This window comes from Pseudomonas sp. NPDC096950, assembly GCF_044762525.1.
Lineage (GTDB): Bacteria > Pseudomonadota > Gammaproteobacteria > Pseudomonadales > Pseudomonadaceae > Aquipseudomonas.
Genome location: NZ_JBIWEL010000010.1, coordinates 141,201 through 157,582, shown reverse-complemented (window position 1 = coordinate 157,582; position 16,382 = coordinate 141,201). Strand labels below are relative to the sequence as shown.

16 protein-coding genes are annotated in these 16,382 nt (G+C 59.6%); 7 read left to right on the top strand and 9 right to left on the bottom strand.

The window, feature by feature from the left end:
• Positions 1-174: 174 nt before the first annotated feature.
• Entirely contained in the window at positions 175-1,035 is an 861-nt protein-coding gene (locus ACIQY3_RS17420) for a hypothetical protein (protein WP_403021592.1), read from the bottom strand.
• 350 nt (positions 1,036-1,385) lie between these two features.
• Here ACIQY3_RS17420 and ACIQY3_RS17415 point away from each other — a divergent pair, with 350 nt between their 5' ends.
• A complete protein-coding gene (locus tag ACIQY3_RS17415; protein ID WP_403021590.1) occupies positions 1,386-2,261 on the top strand; it encodes a helix-turn-helix domain-containing protein in 876 nt (291 codons plus the stop codon).
• 65 nt (positions 2,262-2,326) lie between these two features.
• Here ACIQY3_RS17415 and ACIQY3_RS17410 read toward each other — a convergent pair whose 3' ends face one another.
• Positions 2,327-3,379: an MBL fold metallo-hydrolase gene (locus ACIQY3_RS17410; protein WP_403021588.1), complete on the bottom strand. Its 1,053-nt coding sequence runs from the start codon at positions 3,377-3,379 to the stop codon at positions 2,327-2,329.
• A gap of 447 nt (positions 3,380-3,826) precedes the next feature.
• On the opposite strand from ACIQY3_RS17410, the gene ACIQY3_RS17405 reads away from it, so the two are divergent.
• Positions 3,827-4,477 (top strand): MliC family protein, encoded by a 651-nt coding sequence (locus tag ACIQY3_RS17405; protein ID WP_403021585.1) that lies wholly within the window; start codon positions 3,827-3,829, stop codon positions 4,475-4,477.
• A gap of 18 nt (positions 4,478-4,495) precedes the next feature.
• Here the strand turns inward: ACIQY3_RS17405 and ACIQY3_RS17400 are convergent, their stop codons facing one another.
• A complete protein-coding gene (locus tag ACIQY3_RS17400; protein WP_403021583.1) occupies positions 4,496-5,914 on the bottom strand; it encodes an aldehyde dehydrogenase family protein in 1,419 nt (472 codons plus the stop codon).
• 107 nt (positions 5,915-6,021) lie between these two features.
• Here ACIQY3_RS17400 and ACIQY3_RS17395 point away from each other — a divergent pair, with 107 nt between their 5' ends.
• Positions 6,022-6,918: a LysR family transcriptional regulator gene (locus tag ACIQY3_RS17395; RefSeq protein WP_403021581.1), complete on the top strand. Its 897-nt coding sequence runs from the start codon at positions 6,022-6,024 to the stop codon at positions 6,916-6,918.
• A 1-nt stretch (position 6,919) separates the two neighbouring features.
• Here ACIQY3_RS17395 and ACIQY3_RS17390 read toward each other — a convergent pair whose 3' ends face one another.
• Complete coding sequence (locus ACIQY3_RS17390) at positions 6,920-7,825, bottom strand: LysR family transcriptional regulator (protein ID WP_403021578.1); 906 nt, start codon at positions 7,823-7,825, stop codon at positions 6,920-6,922.
• A 115-nt stretch (positions 7,826-7,940) separates the two neighbouring features.
• Here ACIQY3_RS17390 and ACIQY3_RS17385 point away from each other — a divergent pair, with 115 nt between their 5' ends.
• Together ACIQY3_RS17385 and ACIQY3_RS17380 are read left to right on the top strand one after the other, a co-directional pair.
• On the top strand, positions 7,941-8,936 hold the full coding sequence (locus tag ACIQY3_RS17385) for a zinc-dependent alcohol dehydrogenase family protein (RefSeq protein ID WP_403021575.1): 996 nt from the start codon (positions 7,941-7,943) through the stop codon (positions 8,934-8,936).
• Between the two features lie 22 nt (positions 8,937-8,958).
• Positions 8,959-9,534 (top strand): chorismate mutase, encoded by a 576-nt coding sequence (locus ACIQY3_RS17380; protein ID WP_403021573.1) that lies wholly within the window; start codon positions 8,959-8,961, stop codon positions 9,532-9,534.
• A 3-nt stretch (positions 9,535-9,537) separates the two neighbouring features.
• Here ACIQY3_RS17380 and ACIQY3_RS17375 read toward each other — a convergent pair whose 3' ends face one another.
• Positions 9,538-10,416 (bottom strand): LysR substrate-binding domain-containing protein, encoded by an 879-nt coding sequence (locus ACIQY3_RS17375; protein WP_403021571.1) that lies wholly within the window; start codon positions 10,414-10,416, stop codon positions 9,538-9,540.
• 100 nt (positions 10,417-10,516) lie between these two features.
• Between ACIQY3_RS17375 and ACIQY3_RS17370 the strand changes: the two genes are divergently transcribed.
• Complete coding sequence (locus ACIQY3_RS17370) at positions 10,517-10,933, top strand: ester cyclase (RefSeq protein ID WP_403021568.1); 417 nt, start codon at positions 10,517-10,519, stop codon at positions 10,931-10,933.
• Here ACIQY3_RS17370 and ACIQY3_RS17365 read toward each other — a convergent pair.
• Positions 10,906-11,829 carry a DMT family transporter gene (locus tag ACIQY3_RS17365; protein WP_403021566.1) on the bottom strand — a complete coding sequence of 308 codons (924 nt, stop codon included), beginning with the start codon at positions 11,827-11,829 and terminating at the stop codon, positions 10,906-10,908. The genes ACIQY3_RS17370 and ACIQY3_RS17365 overlap by 28 nt on opposite strands.
• 126 nt (positions 11,830-11,955) lie before the next feature.
• Here ACIQY3_RS17365 and ACIQY3_RS17360 point away from each other — a divergent pair, with 126 nt between their 5' ends.
• Complete coding sequence (locus tag ACIQY3_RS17360; protein WP_403021564.1) at positions 11,956-12,813, top strand: LysR family transcriptional regulator; 858 nt, start codon at positions 11,956-11,958, stop codon at positions 12,811-12,813.
• Here ACIQY3_RS17360 and ACIQY3_RS17355 read toward each other — a convergent pair.
• The 3 genes from ACIQY3_RS17355 to ACIQY3_RS17345 all read right to left on the bottom strand — a co-directional run bounded on the left by ACIQY3_RS17355 (position 12,810) and on the right by ACIQY3_RS17345 (position 16,209).
• A complete protein-coding gene (locus ACIQY3_RS17355; RefSeq protein ID WP_403021563.1) occupies positions 12,810-13,994 on the bottom strand; it encodes a patatin-like phospholipase family protein in 1,185 nt (394 codons plus the stop codon). The two genes, ACIQY3_RS17360 and ACIQY3_RS17355, sit on opposite strands and share 4 nt — an antisense overlap.
• Before the next feature lie 126 nt (positions 13,995-14,120).
• On the bottom strand, positions 14,121-14,756 hold the full coding sequence (locus ACIQY3_RS17350; protein ID WP_403021561.1) for a response regulator transcription factor: 636 nt from the start codon (positions 14,754-14,756) through the stop codon (positions 14,121-14,123).
• A gap of 4 nt (positions 14,757-14,760) precedes the next feature.
• The gene (locus ACIQY3_RS17345; protein ID WP_403021559.1) at positions 14,761-16,209 is read right to left on the bottom strand and encodes a sensor histidine kinase; all 1,449 of its coding nucleotides are present in this window, start codon (positions 16,207-16,209) and stop codon (positions 14,761-14,763) included.
• Positions 16,210-16,382 lie beyond the last annotated feature (173 nt).

Below are 16,382 nucleotides of genomic sequence, written 5' to 3'. Positions count from 1 at the left end.
CTTATTGTTATCACGGGTTGAGGTGGTGGCCGTGATCGGGCTTCACCACCGGACTCATCCCTGGAAGGAAACAGCGCCGTCCTTCTCGCCTGGGCGATGGGCTGAGTCTACGAACAAATGAGACAGCTTGTCTAATTATTGATACAGCGCAGACGAAAAATCAGGATCGCCGGTCTACAGGTGCCACTCCAGATTGATGGATAACGCATCGACATCCGTGCCTGGCCCCTTTTCGTTGCCGAACTTGTTGCGCCAGTACTCGTAGCCCGGGCCGACCCAAAACACGTTTTTCTCGCCCCAGACCATCTGGCCGACATCCAGCATTAACGAAGTGCGCATCAACTGCTCGGCGCCGGTGGGCTTGTTTTGATAGTCGTCGCCCTTCTTGCTGCTGAAGGTGTAGTAACCCTGGAACTTGAGCGGCAGCGGGCCCGCCGTGAATGGCACGCCCCAGGTGAGGTTGAACTGGAAGAACGGGTCGAACAGCAGGTCGGTGTGGTTGCCCGGTTTGCTGCACACGTCCAGGCCACAGTGGTTCCACTCCCGAGCGTAGAGCACGCTGGCATCGAGGAACCCGGCGGGCAAGGCGAACTTGAGCGTCGGGCCGAGCACCAACAGGCGCTTTTCCGAGGCGAACTCGTTGTTCTTGGTGTTGTAGTCGAACCCTGCAGTCAGCGCGACGTCCTTGACCGGGCCGAACGCCAGCGGCTTGTCGAAGAACTTGCCGTACTGCAACTGGTTGCGATAGGTCAGGTAAAACTCGGTGGCACCGGTGCCGCCGCCCTTGGCCGGGTCATTGCGGTCGGACTTGAACACGTCGAGGTTGATGAAATTCTGCCCCAGCCGGTAGCTGCTGACGTGGGTGATTTGCAGGATGTTCTTGGCCACATCCTTGGTTTTGCCCGGGTCGGTGTAATGCTCGCTGTAGCGATAGCCGATCAAGGTGTCGCTGAACCCCGGCGCCGCCAGTGCGCAAGGTGCCAGGACGGCCAGTGACAGCGCCAGCAGCGGAGATGCAACAGGTGAATGTCCCATCGGAGTGTTCCTTATTTTTATAGGTTTCAGGGCATGAGAGATCGCGCCGCCCTGGGCGGGAGCGACCGGATTCAACAGCGTTTGTTCAATATCGGAGGACGTGACTGCCGCCCGTCATCCCGGAGACAGACTCGGCACGGGGACCTGGGGTGGGATATACATGGACATGGCCGCACCATTTTTGTATTTTTTAGACGACAGAATATTTTCTGTCTAAATATTGATACAGTGAAGTCACAACGAGGTCAACCATTTCCTCGATCGAGTCGCCTCAACGGTGCGCGTTCTCGACTCGGGAAAGAATGGAGCAACACTCTTCACCCCACGGACATCAGCGTTTCGGAGTTGCAGTGAACCAAATCGACTACCAGGCCATCGGTGAACGCCTTCGGGCCTACCGCATCGGTCGCCAATTGAACGCCGATCAGGTGGCCGAAAAACTCGATATCTCCCGGGCGGCGGTGTATCGCCTGGAACTGGGCAAAATCGTCAAGCTCGAGACCCTGGAACGCCTCGCGCAATTGCTCAAGGTTTCGTTGACCAGCCTGCTGGGGTCCGACACCGAGTATTTCGACAATGCCCTGGGTTACTTCGAACGCATGCGCCAACTGGAAGCGCGCTCAATCAGCATCCAGTCGTACTTCGATCCCTTCTCCTACCTGCTGACGTCGCCCGCCTACACCGAACTGTTCAAGACCATGCTCGACGAAGCCCGGCCGAAGGACTTCACCGCCAGCCAGGAAGCGATGCAAACGCAGATTCTGGAGATTCTCAACGAGCGGAAAGCGACGTTTTCCAAGCAGAAATTCGAAGTGCAATCGATCATCAGCCTGCGCCAGATCGAACGCTACCTGCACATCGGCCTGGTCGGACGCCTCGACTTGCCGCCGAGCGTGAGGATGGAACGCTCGCTCCTGGCCCGCCGCGAAATTGAAAACCTGATCGACAAGATCGGCAGCGAAGGCTCGCGGTTCACGATCTACCTGATCGACGAAACCCTGCCCAGCGCGACGTTCCAGATCTTCGAACAAGCCCATACCAGCTACGTCGCGGTCAGCCCCTATCGCCTTGGCGAACTGCCGAACATCCACACTGGCATCGCCACGGTGACCTCCTCGCCCGAAGCGGTGGCCATGTACAAAACCATGACCCGAGGGTTACTTGAACGTGCGCATTCGGGTGAAGCGGCGAAACGGGAGTTGAGTAAGCTACTCGCCAAGCTCTAGCCCGTTTAATGGTTGCTGTCTGGATACTCTGCCAGCACGGGATCACCCAAGGGCCCGCCGAAGATTCAGATACTTCCACACTTCCCTTCCGGCTCACTATGTCCGGTTGAATCGGGCGGAGGAAACGGGACATCCGTAAGCGGATATGGCATGACAACCGGTAGTTGAGGATTGGTTTCGCAGATCTTCTTGATCAACTCCGGTTCCTTTTGCAGGCTCGAAACTTCAGGTTTGTACGGATCGTTTCCAAAAAAATCCTCCCAGTGCCCTAGTGCAAGCAATCGCGGTTTGGTCACCTTCAGCAATGCCGAAGGGTATTGATTGACCTGGCTCCATGACGCCGCAGCGAGGATTTCAACGTCAACGCGCTTTGTGTCTACCGAGATTGGAGGAAACCCCATGGGAGGGTTACTGGCTGAATCCTGATAGTGGATGCGATAGACCGTTTTTCCGGTGTCGTCGACCAAGTCCACAAGCCATGCGAGTGTTGTGCCCTCTTTCCACCCCCACACCGTTCTGGGGAATGTAGACAGATCTTGGCAATAAGCGCCCGGAAGTAAATCAATGCCGAGGATATGCGGGGCGTGTTTGCTTTCGATGGGCATGAAGCGGAAAGGCCCGGAGTTTATCCATGTCCCGGTCTTTGCCGCGTTGCAGTGTGTTTCTCCATCTTCATCACAGGTCACTTGCGCCATCACTGGCTCAACATTTTCAAAGTTAAATCGCGGCCGGGCAGCCGCCAGAATGTGGCCGGCTGTCTCAGGGCCGTAGGCTTTGGCTTGAGGGGTGTACTTGTGCATTACCCAAGGAACATCCAACAGGTGATCGTAGTGGGAGTGGCCAATAAGCAGGACCGTCACGTCGGACGCCTCTGGCATGTACCGATCAATCCTTTCATGATCTGGCGAAACCAGAATGGGCGGAAACGACGGGTTACTGAACGAGGGAGCAAACAACAGGGCTTCGTCTCTCCATTGCACTAACCATCCGCCTACTCCCAGGTAAGTAAGTTTCGGCACCTTAAGTTTGGTGTTCTGAGTAGTCGGCAGAGTGAGCTCGGCAACATCTTGGGTGCACCCGGCAATGCACAGCAATATAAGCAGGGTGATCAGGCGCATATCCATTCCCTCACCATGGATGCCTGAAGCGTAGTCTGTCCTTGGTCCCGGCTCGGCACAACACGAGGGGCGAAACAGATGCTCTCTGCTATTTATCGGACTGATAAGCGGATTCAACGGGTATGCCAGGGCTATGGCTTGAGTGCAAAACGGACACTACCGACGCCACATCGCACAACGCTGACAAAACAACAAAGCCCAATAACAGCGAACGTGCCAAATGAAAATCAACCCACCCACTGTGGATTCCATTGTCGGCTTCACGGCTCAAAATCAACCCCGACTGTTTCTACGCAAAGAGCTCGTACGTGTTACGCAAGGCGCGCGAATTGATTTGCCTTCGACGCCAGTCTTTCGGATATGACAGACGACAACTACGTATCGGAGTGGAACTCTATCCGCTTGAGGTTATAGTCCTCTTCAGTCAACGATCCGGGTAAAGCCACCATGAAAACGGTCACGGCCCTTTTCACCTGCCTGTTCGCCGCCAACGTTTGTGCGGCAGCGAACCCCAGTGCCGAACCCCCTTCGCCGATCAAGACCACTTTCGATTGCACCCAGGCAAAGGCCTCCGTCGAGAAGCTGATCTGCCGCGATCCGCAATTGAAGCAGATGGATATCGAACTGATGCGCCTCTATCGCCTGGCGCTCACTGATGAACGTGCAGTGCCGCGCCCGGACAAAATCGTGATCGACCAGCGATTCTGGATGGACGCGCGCAATCAGTGCGGCACCGATCCGGAGCCCAAGGCGTGCGTGATCCGCAGTTATGCCGAGCGCGCCCACCAGCTACGCCAGGGTTCGGCCATTGTCAGAACCAAGGATCCCGACCGTCTCACCGAAGGTCCGCTGGCGTTTCGCTGTACTGGGTTGAACGCTTTGGTGGCCGCCACGTTCTATCTCACGCAACCCGGTGCCGTGTACCTGAAATGGGCGAACGCCTCGATCACTCTGAACCAGGTGCCGAGCGATTCGGGCACACGCTACACCGGCAAGGATCGCCAGGGCGACTACAGCTTCTGGCAAACCGACAACGGAGTCCTTTTCCAGAAACCGGGCTCCGGGGCGATGAGTTGTACGGCGGAGCCGATTGGCTGATTTTGCTACCGGCAGCCCTTATTGCGATGCAACCGTCTTTGCTTCCAGGAATGCCTCCAGCCCCAGAATGCCGAATTCCCGGCCGATCCCGGACTGCTTGACGCCACCGAACGGGGCGAGAAGATCCGGTGCAATTCTGTTGATCAGCACGGTGCCGGCCTCTAATCGGGACGCGATGCCATTCGCGCGTTCCTGCCGCTGCGAAAACACATACGCCTGTAAACCGTAAATCGAGGCGTTGGCGATTTCTATGGCGTGGGCCTCGCTGTCATAAGCAAGGATTGACAGCACCGGGCCGAAAATCTCTTCACGCGCGATGTCCATGTCGTTGTCAACGTCGGCAAATACCGTCGGCTGCACGAAGTAACCCTTTTCCAGCCCGAAGGGCCGGCCCTCACCACCTGCAATCAGTGTCGCGCCTTGCTCATGGCCGCGCCGGATGAAACCTTGCACCCGGTCGTATTGGGCCCTGCTGACCAGTGGCCCGATAACAGTGGCCGGGTCTTGAGGATTTCCCACGACCATCGCAGCCACTAACGGCTTGACCCGCTCGATGACTTCCTGCAAACGCCCACGCGGCACCAACAAGCGCGTACCGGCGACGCAGGCCTGGCCGTTGTTCATGAACGCGGCACTCAGTGCCAGGGGAATGGCCGTGTCGAAGTCGGCGTCATCGAGGACGATAGCGGCGGATTTCCCCGTGAGCGCCAGGCTCACCCGTTTCATGGTCTCGACGCTGGCGTGAGCAATCAGCTTGCCTGTCGGTGTCGAGCCCGTGAATGAGATTTTGGCAATGTGGCGGCTGGTGCTGATTTCGTCGCCCACATCGCTTCCCCGCCCCAGCAGGATATTGAAAACACCGTCCGGCAAACCTGCACGGTCGAGGGCTTGGGCCAGCGTGTGGGCCTGCCGGGGACTCAACTCACTGGGCTTGATGACCGATGCACAACCGGCGGCAATCGCGGAGGCCAGTTTGCTGCAAATCGTGCCGGCGGTGCTGTTCCAGGGGGCAATCAGGCCCGCAACGCCGACGGGTTCCATAAACACTTTCGCCGCGCCCATCGGGCGAACCAGCTCGTAGGCCGCCAGTGTTTGCGCTGCGTTGGCGAAACACTGCGACGCATATTGGCTAACCCATTGGGCCCGGGCAAACGGCGCGCCGTATTCCTCGATGGCGGTGTCGCGTATCTGCTCGGTGCTGGCCAGCACGGCTGCCTGAAGGCGTTTGAGCATGTCGATCCGTTCAGCTTTGGTGGTGCGCCCCATCGTGACCTGAGCACGTCGGGCCGCCGCAATCGCCCGTTTCGCATCGTCACGATTGGCCAGTGTGACGGTGCCTATGACCGCTTCGGTCGTCGGATTGATGCATTCCAGGATCTCCCGTCCCTGCACCGGAACAAACTTGCCGTCGATATAAGCCTGATTGATGTGCCACATGATGGAGAGTCCTTACGGTGCCCTGAATAGGTCTGCACAATCTAAGGTCTCGCTACTGTTTTAAGAATATGATCAAACCCGGACGAGTTATTTCGGAAACCGGGACAATGTATAAAAGTGGCCTGACTGAACTGGAAGTCGTGCTGGCCGTGGCCAGGCGCAACGGCTTCCGCGCGGCAGCGGTAGAACTGGAGATGTCGACCACCGCCGTCAGCAATGCGGTGGCCGGCCTGGAGGCCCGGCTGGGCGTGCGACTGTTTCACCGCACCACCCGCAGCGTCTCGTTGACCGAGGCTGGCCAAACCTTTGTGAATCAGATCGGCCCATCGGTCGCCACTATTCAAGCGGCGATGGCCACCCTGCTGGAACACAATGCCCTGCCTACCGGCACCTTGCGCATCAACAGTTCCCTTGGTGCGGCGCTGATGATTTTCCAACCCATCCTGTTGACGTTCCTGAGTCGCTATCCCGGCATGACCGTAGACATCGCGACTGACGGGCGAATGGTGGACATTATTGCCGAGGGTTTCGATGCCGGCCTGCGTGCGAGTTCACGGGTGCCGCAGGACATGATCCGCGTGCCCATCAGTGAAAACATTTCAATGGTCGTAGTGGCTTCGGCTGACTACTTGAACCAGCATCCCGCCCCAGACACACCCGATGACCTTGCCGCGCACACCTGTATCCGCGCCCGGCTTCCCAGCGGGGTTGCCTCCCCGTGGGAGTTCATGCGCGAAGACAAGATGTTGAAGGTTGAAGTACTGGGCCCCTTGGTTCTGGACAGTCCCCTCCTGATGCTGGAGGCCGCGAGGCAAGGCTTGGGGCTCGCGCAGTTGCCCGAGTGGTACGTCACGGATGACTTGGCCAGCGGACGTCTGACCAAGGTATTGCAGCCATGGACCATGCCGGCTCCCGGGCTTTCCCTTTACTACTCCGGCCATCGGCACTTGCCCGCCGGGCTGCGTGCGCTGATAGACGTGATTCATGAAGTGGCTGGCCGCTAGCTCAACCGATACAAACGTCATTATCCAGCGCAAACGCATCACGCAAATAATCAGTAAACGCCCGCACCCGCGCTGATTGCCGACGATCCGGCGGTGAAACGGCATGGATCGGCAGGGACGACGGCATGTAGCCGTCCAGCACCGCCACCACCCGCCCGGCCTGCAGGTCCTCGCGAAACAACCATGAGGGCGACAGTGACAGGCCCAGGCCACTCAGGACCATCTGCCGAATCGATTCGCTGTTGTTGCTGCGCACATTGCCCTTGACCTGCACGGTGCGCCATTGGCCGTCGTGCTCGAAACCCCAGTTGTCGAAATGCTCCAGTTGATTGAAGACCAGGCAGTTGTGAGCGCTCAGATCGTCCGGCGTCGCAGGCACGCCATGCTGTTCGAGATAAGCCGGAGCCGCGAAAACCCGGCGCCTGGTCAGGCCGATTTGTCTGGCGATCAGGCTACTGTCCTTCAGGCCACCAATTCGCACCGCGACATCAATCCCCTCGCTGACCAGATCGACGTTTTCGTCGCTCAGCTGCAAATCGATGGTCACTTCCGGATGTTGCTGGAGAAATCCGTGCAACCGAGGCGCAATTTGTATCCGCCCGAAACTGCCTGAAGACCCGATGCGCAACGGCCCGGCCACCCGCTCCTGGCCGGTCTGGAAACTGTGTTCGGCGTTGTCCACCGCCGCGAGAATCTGCCGGCAATGCTCGTAATAGCGCTGACCTTCGTCGGTCAGGCTCAGGTTGCGCGTACTACGGGCAAACAGTTGGCCGCCCAAGCGTTTTTCCAGCGCGCCGATCTGCTTGCTGATCGTCGGCTGACTGAGGCCGAGCTCCCGAGCAACGGCAGAGAAGCTGCCCCGCTCCACCACTCGCATGAACATCGACATCGCTTCTAACGTATCCATGGCTGCCCACTTGGCGATGATTTGGAATGAATACTATAGGTATTTAGCGTCTTATCGGAATCCATGCAGCGGGTGAAACTGTGGCCATCACCCCAATCGTCATCAGGAGTTACCCATGAACCAGACCACCATGCGCGCCGCCCTTGCAGTAACCGCAGGCGCCGCACTGCAAGTGCAAAACCTGCCATTGCCTGAACTCAAGGCTGGCCAGGTGTTGGTCAACATCATCGCCAGTGGCGTGAACCCGTTGGACACTAAGATCAGCAGCGGCCAGGGCGGCCATGCGCGGCAGCCTTTGCCGGCGGTGTTGGGCATGGATCTGGCGGGAGTTGTCGTAGCGGTAAGCCCCGACGTCAGCGCCTTCAACATCGGTGATGAGGTCTACGGCATGGCCGGCGGGATTGGCGGCAATCAGGGTTCGCTGGCGCAATTCATCGCCGTCGATGCCGACTTGCTGGCACACAAGCCGCGTAACCTGAGCATGCGCGAAGCCGCCGCGCTGCCGCTGATCTTCATCACGGCGTGGGAAGGCTTGGCGGATCGGGCCAATGTTCGGGCCGGCCAGAAGGTATTGGTGCAAGGTGGCGCCGGTGGCGTCGGGCATATCGCGGTACAAATCGCCAAGGCGCGCGGTGCTGACGTTTTCGCCACCGGCAGCGCCAAAAGCCTGGCCATCATCGAAAGCTTCGGCGCCACGGCGATTGATTACCATCGTCAGGCACCTGCCGATTACCTTGCGCAATACACCGACGGCGAGGGTTTCGACATCGTGTACGACACCGTCGGCGGCGCGACACTCGACGCCTCGTTCAGCGTGTTGAAGCTGTACACCGGCCACGTCGTCAGTTGCCTGGGCTGGGGCGAACACAAACTCGCACCGCTGTCGTTCCGGGGCGCGACCTATTCCGGCGTCTTCACTCTGCTGCCATTGATTACCGGCAAAGGACGCCAACACCACGGCGAAATCCTCGCCGAAGCCACGCGCATGGCTGAAGCCGGACAACTGCGAGTGCTGCTGGATGAGCGACGCTTCAGCCTGGAAAACGTGAATGACGCCCACGCCATCGTTGCCGCCGGGCAGACAATCGGTAAAGTAGTGGTCGACCTCTAATCGCGTCCCCGGAACCCCATTAATGAGCGTTAAACCTAAGTTTCAACTGCTTTGCTGCGCCGCCCTCGGCCTGGCCGTCCTCAACGCCCAGGCGAGTGCGCCCTCCTCGCCACCCGAGGCTTTGCAACCGCTACTCGTGACTCTGAATGAACGCCTGAACATCGGAGACCTCGTGGCCCTGACCAAATGGGACAGCGGCAAACCGATCCAGGACAGCCCGCGCGAAGCGCAAGTGATTGCCAACGTCCGGCAACTGGCCACCGACCGCAAACTGGACCCGGACGACGTCGGCCAGTTACTCGCGGCGCAGATGGAAGCCAACAAACTGGTGCAGTACGGCCTGCTGGCCAAATGGCAAGCCGCCGGCAAGGCACCGGACACCCCGCGCCCGGACCTCGCCAAACAGATTCGCCCACACCTGGACGAACTGCAAAACCGTCTGTTACAGCAATACGCCGACTTCGCGCCCTATCGAAACGACCCACATTGCGCGAGCTGGATTGCCAAGGCACGCGGTAGCCTGGCTAAAGACAAACTGCATGAGCTGGCGCTGATTCGTGCCACGGGAGAACTGTGTAGCGCTGGCCTGCCCCGGTAATACTCAGGTCAGCCGAGCACCCGACATCAGCCCTTCGGTCAGCAACGACACCAAGGGCTGGACCAGATGTTGAGTGCGCACGTCATCACCAATCACCGCCACTTCGGTGCTGGGTAAGGTGGGCAGCTTCTCCGACGGTTCCAGAATCCGCATCCCTTCCTGCAGGAACGACGTGCCCAGCGCAGTGATGCCCAGCCCACCGGCAACGGCGGCCTGAACCCCCATCAAATTGCTGGCAAGACACGCCGACACCCACTCCCTTCGGACGGACGCCAGCGCCTCGATCATGATCGCCCGGTACGCGCACGGCGGTCGCATCATCACCAGGCGCACGGGTTTGGAGGCTTGCATGTCGAAGTCCTGCGCGGCGATCCACACCAAAGGCTCGCGCCAGATAACGCGCCCCCGTTGTGCGGTGGCATTGGCTTTTTGCTTGGCAATCACCACGTCCAGCAACCCGGCTTCGTGGTCGGCCAACAGGTCGTGGCTCAGGCCGGTGGTGAGTTCCAGTTGAATCTCGGGGTACGCCTTGCAGAAGCGCGATAACAACGTGGGCAGTTGAGTGAGCACCAGGTTTTCAGAGATCCCAAGCCGTAGCAGATTCACCGTGGCGGGCGCCTTGATCTCGCGGATGAAGGTATCGAAATGCACCATCAACTTACGCGCACCTACCAGCAGTCGTTCACCGTCGGGCGTCAGGGTCAGCGTGCGGCTGGTACGTTCGAATACACGCAAACCGAGGATGTCTTCCAGACGAATAATCTTCTGGCTGACCGCCGATTGCGATCGCGCAATCATCTCTGCCGCTGCCGTGAAACTGCCTGTCTCCGCCACCGCGATAAACGCCCGCAGCAGGTCGATTTCAAGGTCACTGGCTTGCATGTTCAATTCGCCTTTCAACTGGATGCCATTAGATTTATGCGTTTGAGTTCTGGATAGCAAGCACCGAACATCGTGTTCAATCTGAAACGAGGTGTTTGAAATGACCGATAGAACAGCCGTAAAAATCGTTGAAAGCTTCTGGCGCGAAGTGTGGCAGGCCAAAGACCCGCAAGCCGCCGCGCGCTTCGTTGCCGAAGACTTTGTGATCACGTCCGGCGGTGTCGATATTGTTGGCCGGGACGCTTTCATTCGCTGGATTGGCGCCTTCCTCTCGACCATCGAAGACTTCGAATTCGGCGCCATCGAGACCTTCCAGAATGCCCAAGGCACTCGCGTCGCTTCCCGCTGGAAGCTCACCGGTAAAAACCAGGGATTCATCGGTGGCCGTTCCTGCAACAGCCCTTTCGAAATGCTCGGCACCGCCGTCTGGGAAGTGCGCCCGGACGGCTTGCTCGCGCACAACTGGGTCGAGCGCAATGCCCTGGAAGTTCACCGGGACATGATCGGCTTGGGTTGAGCCGGGCTGAAGACCAGGCCCGACGCGAACACCACCCCCAGGATGACGCCAGCCGCACCGAGCAGTTGCCAGACATTGGGCAACACACCCAGGACCGACGACACCAGCATGGTGAATACCGGCGCCAGGTTGAAGAAGATCGAAGTCCGCGCGGCGCCAATGGCATGGATGCCTTTGAACCACAGCAAGTACGCAATCAACGAACCAAAGACCGCCAGGTAGATCACCGCGCCATGAATGGCCGGCGACGCGTTGCGGATGTCGGCCAGCGGATCTTCATAAATGAAGCCCAGCACGATCAACCCGATGACCCCAAACAACATGGAAAACGTCGTGGTTTCCAGCGGTGTGGAGTCTTTGACGAAGCGCCGGGTGCCGACCATGTTCGCTGCCCAGGCCATGCTGCCGGCCAGGATCATCGCGTCACCGCTGGCCACTTTCAGCCCGAGCAGCACCTGGATATCCCCGCGGGTGATCACCAGGCCGACGCCCAACAGGCCCAATATCAGGCCAACGGCTCGGCCGCGATCAATGCGTTCGCCTTCCAGCAGCACGGCGAAGATCATGGTCCACAGCGGCGTGGTCGCCAGGATCAGCGCGCCATTAATCGGCGTGGTGGTTTGCAGGCCAAAGAAAGTCGCGAGGCTGAACGCTGTAAACCCGAGCAGGCCCAAACCGATAAAGGCCGGCAGGTTATTTTTCAGCGTGCCGAGCCGCAGCTTTCCAGCCAGACTGAAAATCAGCACGAGCAACAGGGTCGAGATAGCGAAGCGCTCAATGGACGCGCTGATCGGTGCCATGCTCTTGATGATGTACGCGCCGGCATTGAAGTTGGTGCCCCAGAAAAACGTGGCACCGACAATACCCGCGTACGCGAGCGGCGTTGATTTAGACATGGTGGTTTCCTCGGTAAAGCGTGCGATGAACGTTCAAACCTGATCATCAGGTTTTGAAGGATTCTTGCAGGCTTGCCGATGGGGCAAAATTCCCCATTCCTTCACCTTTAATGTGAGAAAACGCCCATGTTCGATTGGGAGGATCTGCGCTACTTCATTGTCTTCGCCCACGAACAATCGCTATCGGGAGCGGCGCGAGCGCTAAAAGTCGATCACGCCACGGTGGCGCGGCGCATCAGCGCACTGGAGAGTTCGCTCAACCTCAAGTTGGTGGACCGGCGCCCGCGCGCGTATGTCATCACCGAGGACGGCGAACGCATTGCCCAATTGGGAAGACGCATGGAAAGCGAGTCCTTCGCGGTACAGCGCACCGCGTTGGCCGGACAGGACAACTACGTCGGCGAAGTCACGGTCAGCGCCCCGCCTGCCCTGGCCTGCGCGCTGATAGCGCCGCACCTCAATGAGTTGCGAACGAACTATCCGCAACTGTCCTTGCAGTTAATTGGCAGTCTGGGCAGCGCGTCGTTGTCCCGGCGTGAAGCCGACATTGCCGTGCGCCTGAGCCGCCCCAAGGAACCGGACCTGGTGGCCCGCAAGGTCGCGACACTTCCGTTTCACCTGTACGGCGCGGCGGACTATTTAGCCGCGACCGCCGCGCAAGACCTGGCTTTCATCGCCTACGACGAAACCATGGAGCAATCTCCGCAACGGGCCTGGTTGAAGCAGCAAGCCGGGGATCGCCCGATCCTGTTGCGCAGCAATGATTTGAATATCCAGGCCACCGCCGTCCAGTCCGGCGCCGGTGTTGCGGCATTGCCCTACTTCCTGGGTGAACGCTACGGTCTGCAAGCGATGCCGTCCGTGGGCGCGGACCTGACCCGGGATGTGTGGCTGGTGGTGCACAACGACATCCGGCACACCCCGGCGGTCCAGGCGGTGATGGGTTTTCTGGTGTCTTGTTTTGACAAACAGGCGCTCGCTTAGCTGTTTGGCGATTTATGCCACGGGTAGCCTTTCGCGCTGAGCTCAAAGGCGTACTCGAACAGACGCTTCATGTACTCGCCATCAAACTTGCGATTGCGCGAGCAGAGAAAATCCGCGCCGATGTACGCCAGGTTGAAATCCGCCCTGTCCTGCTGAGCAATGCGGTAGATACGGTCGAGGTCGCTGATGCCCTGGGTCTGGATCAAGGTGCTGATGGCTCGACCGCCGATGCTCAAGGTACGGCGCTTGGTGCCGGACCACTGCGGTTCCAGTTTGCCATTGCGAATGACGTAGAAATGCCGTTCCCGACGCAGGCGCGCACCGGGGATTTTGCTCAGTTCCATGACGGTGGCCGGCGGGTAAAGGAATACTTGCGTGAGCACGCCGCCGTCCACGTGCATTTCCTGGAATTGCTGGCCGTCCACCTCTACATCGATCATGACCGGTGACACGGCGCCGGGAATGCTCATCGACGCGACCATGATGTTGCGAAACAGCTGAAGCGCGCCCGGTGCGTCGCTGGAGGCGATGGCGCCCATGTTCCAGGTGACCGGCCGCCCTGAATCCAGGTCGGTGGTGCCGATCATCAGCATGCGTCCCTTGGCATATTCCCCGGCGATGGCCGCCAACACCTCCGCGGTGACGTACTTGGCAATCAGGCGCGACAATGGCTTGCTGTCCGCGATGCCGTCGCTGGCCAGGCGGGTCAGCACGTTTCGCGAATGGAACACGTCTTTGGGGCCGATGCCCTTGCAAATCCGCAGGATCACAGCGTCGTACTCGGGCCCCAGATAAGCGAACGGCGCGACCAATGCCCCCGCGCTGATGCCGGTGACGACCTTGAACACCGGCCGGGTGCCATTCAGCGTCCATCCCGCAATGATGCCCGCCGCGAAGGTGCCGGCATCGCCACCGCCGGAAACCGCCAGCATATCGGCCAGCGGCAGCATCTCATTCGGCTCATCGATACTTGAGAACGCCGCGTACTCTCGCACGTTGGCCTCACTTGCATCCCGGATGAAGGGCGTGAGGTCGTGATCCAGCCAATAGCGCGCATTGGGGATGCCGGGGATGACCGCTTTTTCCGTCAGCGGTTGTGGCACGGCATCGCGGCGTTGCAGGCAGCCTTCACGCAACATGTTCAACGTTGAAGCGCTGGGCCTGGGCAGAAAGGGTTTCAAGACGCCTCCTCCGGTCCCTGCAATTGACAGAGGACGCGCTCGACTATGGGTGGTGAGTGGCTGGTACACCTTCCAATTTAGCTCAAGCCCGGGCAGTCAGGACGTCGGCGGGACGTCCGGTCTGGCTTAACGCAGCTTCAGTGGATCAACCATCCCCGCCGCAATCGCCATCCCCACCAGATCCGGCAAGGTGCTGGCCTGCATGCGTTTCATCACCCGCGAACGGTACAGGTCGACGGTTTTGGCGCTGACGCCCAATTGCTCGGCGATTTCCCGCGTGGTGTAACCCTGCACCAATGGCAGCAAAACATCGCGTTCCCGGGGTGTCAGGGTCTGCAGGCGGGCCTGCAATTCTTCGTGGCCGACATTGCCCGAGCGATTGACCGCGCAGTTGCTGAGGGCCTGTTGCACGCTGTCGAGCAGCAGTTGTTCGTTGTAGGGTTTTTCGATGAAGTCATGGGCGCCGGCCTTGAAGGCACGGACCACAATCGGCACATCGGCGTGGCCGCTGACAAAAATGATCGGCAATTTCAGTTCACGTTCGCGCATGGCTTCCTGCACGTTCAAGCCCCCCATTCCGGGCATGCGCACATCCAGCAACACGCAGGCATTGAGCTTTGCATCGCAGGCATCAAGAAACTCGACGCCACTGGTGAACGGCAAGGCTTTCAAACCGACCGACTCCAGCAGCCACACCGTCGAATCGAGCATGCCCTGATCATCGTCGACCACATACACCACGTGTTCCATCACTGCTGCCATTGGGTTATTCCTGTTGTTGTTTTGTTGGGCCGGCCAGCGGCAATCGGCAATACACCAGCAGCCCGACCGGTTGCCGACGGGCCTGCAATTCGCCACCGAAACCTTCGATGATGCTGCGACTCATGGACAAGCCAAGGCCCAGGCCATCGGGCTTGCTGGTATAGAACGGGGTGAAGATTTGCTCGAGTTGCGATTCGCTGACGCCCGGCCCCTGATCGTGCACGCTGATTTCCACCGTTGCGCCACCGACCTGCCCCGCCGCCATCACGATCAGTGACGGTCGGCCCGGATGTTGTTCCCGGTTGGCGTCGATGGCGTTGCGCAACAGATTGAGCAGCACTTGTTCCAGCTGTACCCGGTCGGCATAAACGGGCGGCAGATTATCCGGCAGCCGATCGTCGATTGTCACGTGGCACTGAGTCGCCTCCCAGGCACACAAGCGCACGGCGCCACGGGCGACATCGGCGACGTTCAGGGCCTGCATGCGCCGCTGGCCCTTGCGCAGAAAACCACGCAGGCGGCGGATGACTTCCGAAGCGTGAGTGGCGTGCAACGTGATGCGTTCCAGGCCCTGGGCCACCCGTTCGGCGGCTTGCGGATTGGTGCCCAGCGCCTGCAAATAGCGTTGGCTGGCGTTGGCATAATTGACCACCGCGGCCAATGGCTGGTTGATTTCGTGGGCGATGCCTGAGGCCAGTTCCCCCAGCGTTACCAGGCGCGCGGTGTGTGCCAGTTCATCTTCCAGGCGCCGCCGGTTTTCTTCGGATTGCACGCGGGCGGTGATGTCCCGGGAGACGCAGACCACTTCCACCACGGCCCCGGTGTAGGTTTCACGAATCGCCCGACTGGCGGTTTCGAACCACAGGTAATGCCCGTCGCGATGGCGGATGCGGTAGGTCATCGTGTGATAACCGTCCTGCTCCAAGGCGTCGCGGGCGGTTTGCACCAGGTTGGCCAAGTCCTGGCCGTGGAACAGGCCCTGGGCCATTTGCCCGCGCAACTGTTCGGGCCAATAACCGAGCAAGGTCCAGGACGCTGGCGACGCATCGAGAAAGCGCCCGTCCGGGGTATGCCGGGAAATCAGGTCGGTGGTGTTCTCGATGATCAGCCGATACAGGCGCCGCGCCGTGGCCGCTTCGCGCTCCGCCAATACTTGCGTGGTCGCCACATGGCAACGGCCGAGCACGCGGCTGTTCTGCGGGTCCGGGATAAACGTCCAGATCAGAATCTGCGCCTGGAACTCGGCCTCGACCCCTTCGATGGCGCGCTGCTGCTCCAGGCAGGCGCGCACCAGGTCCCGATGATTCCTCGGCAAAAAGCCCAGTACGTAGCTGTGCGGATGCTGCGCCAGCAAGGCCAGCAGCGCCGCATTCAACTCCAGCGGCTGACCTTGGGTGTCGAGCAGCACACTGGGCTGTGGGTCGAAGCTCAACAAGGGTGAGTCAGGCGTCATCACGGGTCCGCTGCGTGGGGGAAACCAAGGATATACCGGCCGTGAGCTTTGGCGGCACTCATTTAGTGCTCGAAGAATAAACTATAGTACATCTACTATACAACGTAGGTTGTACTTCCATATCTTAGGTGGGTTGTTATATAAAGCACACCGGACATAAAAGTTGACCTCAG

Coding starts and splice junctions, on each gene's coding strand:
- ACIQY3_RS17420 (WP_403021592.1), bottom strand. CDS start 1,035: ATGGGACATTCACCTGTTGCATCTCCGCTGCTGGCGCTGTCACTGGCC.
- ACIQY3_RS17410 (WP_403021588.1), bottom strand. CDS start 3,379: ATGCGCCTGATCACCCTGCTTATATTGCTGTGCATTGCCGGGTGCACC.
- ACIQY3_RS17405 (WP_403021585.1), top strand. CDS start 3,827: ATGAAAACGGTCACGGCCCTTTTCACCTGCCTGTTCGCCGCCAACGTT.
- ACIQY3_RS17400 (WP_403021583.1), bottom strand. CDS start 5,914: ATGTGGCACATCAATCAGGCTTATATCGACGGCAAGTTTGTTCCGGTG.
- ACIQY3_RS17395 (WP_403021581.1), top strand. CDS start 6,022: ATGTATAAAAGTGGCCTGACTGAACTGGAAGTCGTGCTGGCCGTGGCC.
- ACIQY3_RS17390 (WP_403021578.1), bottom strand. CDS start 7,825: ATGGATACGTTAGAAGCGATGTCGATGTTCATGCGAGTGGTGGAGCGG.
- ACIQY3_RS17385 (WP_403021575.1), top strand. CDS start 7,941: ATGAACCAGACCACCATGCGCGCCGCCCTTGCAGTAACCGCAGGCGCC.
- ACIQY3_RS17380 (WP_403021573.1), top strand. CDS start 8,959: ATGAGCGTTAAACCTAAGTTTCAACTGCTTTGCTGCGCCGCCCTCGGC.
- ACIQY3_RS17375 (WP_403021571.1), bottom strand. CDS start 10,416: ATGCAAGCCAGTGACCTTGAAATCGACCTGCTGCGGGCGTTTATCGCG.
- ACIQY3_RS17370 (WP_403021568.1), top strand. CDS start 10,517: ATGACCGATAGAACAGCCGTAAAAATCGTTGAAAGCTTCTGGCGCGAA.
- ACIQY3_RS17365 (WP_403021566.1), bottom strand. CDS start 11,829: ATGTCTAAATCAACGCCGCTCGCGTACGCGGGTATTGTCGGTGCCACG.
- ACIQY3_RS17360 (WP_403021564.1), top strand. CDS start 11,956: ATGTTCGATTGGGAGGATCTGCGCTACTTCATTGTCTTCGCCCACGAA.
- ACIQY3_RS17350 (WP_403021561.1), bottom strand. CDS start 14,756: ATGGCAGCAGTGATGGAACACGTGGTGTATGTGGTCGACGATGATCAG.
- ACIQY3_RS17345 (WP_403021559.1), bottom strand. CDS start 16,209: ATGACGCCTGACTCACCCTTGTTGAGCTTCGACCCACAGCCCAGTGTG.